Source organism: Pseudomonas sp. BAV 4579, assembly GCF_009765395.1.
Taxonomy (GTDB): Bacteria; Pseudomonadota; Gammaproteobacteria; order Pseudomonadales; family Pseudomonadaceae; genus Chryseomonas; species Chryseomonas aestiva.
On record NZ_WHOV01000113.1, the window covers coordinates 1 to 2,164 of the forward strand.

General features: G+C 56.1%; 2 protein-coding genes. One reads left to right on the forward strand and one right to left on the reverse strand.

What is annotated here, in order from left to right:
- Positions 1–588 precede the first annotated feature (588 nt).
- Positions 589–810 (reverse strand): hypothetical protein, encoded by a 222-nt coding sequence (locus GSQ95_RS19945; protein WP_158897143.1) that lies wholly within the window; start codon positions 808–810, stop codon positions 589–591.
- Between the two features lie 141 nt (positions 811–951).
- Here GSQ95_RS19945 and GSQ95_RS26650 point away from each other — a divergent pair, with 141 nt between their 5' ends.
- Positions 952–1,167 carry a hypothetical protein gene (locus GSQ95_RS26650; RefSeq protein ID WP_256664660.1) on the forward strand — a complete coding sequence of 72 codons (216 nt, stop codon included), beginning with the start codon at positions 952–954 and terminating at the stop codon, positions 1,165–1,167.
- Positions 1,168–2,164: the final 997 nt, after the last annotated feature.

The following is a 2,164-nucleotide window of genomic DNA, read 5'->3' on the forward strand; positions in this document are numbered from 1 at the left end:
CATTGCCATCACAGGAACAGGCTAGCAAACACGACTTTTCAGACAAGCCCTAGGAAGTTAAAGATTGGGATAACCCAACTATTCCTCTGCCGGCAGGTCGGCGAAGATGACTTGGATCTGCTCCGGACTTGTCTTCCGTCGTGGTCCTGACTGACGAGCATTCTGCCTAGTCTTGCCCGCAGCAGAAGCCCAAGCTTTCGCTACGAGCCATCTCTGCTGATCATGATCGTTACAGGCTACAGTCTCTCGACCCATCAGCTCTGCGATCTTTTCGCATAGTACGCGCTGCTCATCTGTAGGCAGGCTCGCGCTCTGTATGCGTAGCTGCCCTTCACGGAGAGCTTTAACGAGTTGAGATGTGACCATTGGCTTGTGGCTGTACGTATCCACGATGGGAGTCGCAGTTAAGAGAAAGACCGGCGCGCTCCTTGTGCCGGAAAGGTTCAGCTGAATCTCTGGAGCGAACCTAAAGGCTGCTTTGGCCGGGCAAGCCTCAGCAGGCGCAGTTTGGGCACTGCTGGAAAAATCATCGTGTCGAAATGTGCAGGAAATATGCACAGATGGTTGTTCTATCGATGCGCAGCAGTGCTATGTCCTTGGTCGTCCAGCGCGCTCAGCTATAAGGCGAGCTAGGGCATCTGCGATCACTTCTGAGTTCGCTTCGAGAGTGAGCATGTGTTGCTCGACAGCATCACCCACATTCATAGAGCCTCGATCAACCACCCACGCAGTAAGCTCCTCAATGGAGGCGCCCAAGGCGTTCTGATTTTCGTGGAGGCGATAGAGTAAGGTAAGCAGCGGATCTTCCATGGCGACCTCCTGGAAAAGCCTTAGCATACCGTACAGCTGTAACTCACGAGAAAGGCCCGGACTCTATTGTGCGAGCGTTGGCTCAATACCTTGGGCTGACCGAGCCCAGGCGTTAAGCGTAAATCAAAGGCGAAAAAGTGTGTGCTCACTGCCGAGCCCAAGCCGCGCGTGGTGCGCGTAGAAGTGCCAGTCCAGGTGCCGTGCCGGGTGAAGGCGCCGGCGGTGCCAGCTTGGGCGGCGGATGGACTGCGGAGGGAGGGCAGTCTAGAGGTGAAGGTCCGGGCGCTGCTGGCTGAGCGCCAGCAGCGTATCGGCTATGAGCGTGAACTGGCGGCGGGGGTGACCGCCTGCCAGTAGTGGAAGAAAAGGGCCGTACTTCAGTACGGCCGCCCAAGACCCTGTCGGGGGAGCGCTGCTTGGGCGAAAGAACCATCGTGCTCTCGGATGGCTGTTGCTGGAAGCAGGACAGATGAGTTTTGCCGATTGGGCCGCTTGAGTTAGGTAAGTGGGTTAAAGGCTCGGCAATGGCGTATAGGAGATTTACCAGGGGTCAGGCACCGCTGTAAGGAGCGCGCCGCCGATTACCAAAATTGAAAGTGCGAGCACCGCCAGGGTGAAACGACGCTCCCCGTCCTTCATGGAGTCTTGCGCTGAGCACGCTGCGTAGAACGTGCCCATTCCAGAAGAGAGTTCTCCTCCTCCGTCCGATCATCTACGCCACGTTCCTCGAGCTTCCTAATGATCTGACTAACCAGATCGGGGTCGACTCGAGCCTGGTTAATCACCATGCTCAGGTTTAGGTGCTCCAGAAGCTTGATGTGCGTACTGAGTTCTCCGTCTCGTCTGGCCATAGCCGCCTCTAGGGTGGTGGCGGCTTAAGCCGTCATAGGGGTCGATAGACCCAGCAGATACGGCGAAGTGCCGCCGTTTGGCTTGCAGCTACCATACGTCAAAGACCATAGCGGACAGCACCACCACGATCACCGCTGCTGCCATCACACAGAACACAAGGGCGCCTATGTAGGCAGTTCCCTTTTGCATAGATACCCCAAGATGCGGAATGCAGGTAACGGTCTACACCTTTCCTGTCACACCGTTGTAATAGCAGAATGACATTGGCAAATAATCAGACAATTGGTTTGTGTGTGAGGGTGGCAGAACGCCGGAGGAGGGAGAAAATCGTTTCCGTATCGAAATCGGCAAGCCGCGCCGTTACTGGGCTGGAGCCCTATTCAGCAGGTATGACTTACGGAAATGAAAAAGCTACGCAGGCCGCGCCATTGCTGGATTTACCGGCAGACTTGAAAACCGCCGACTCGCAAGGGTCCCAGAGTTCGAATCTCTGCGCTTCCGC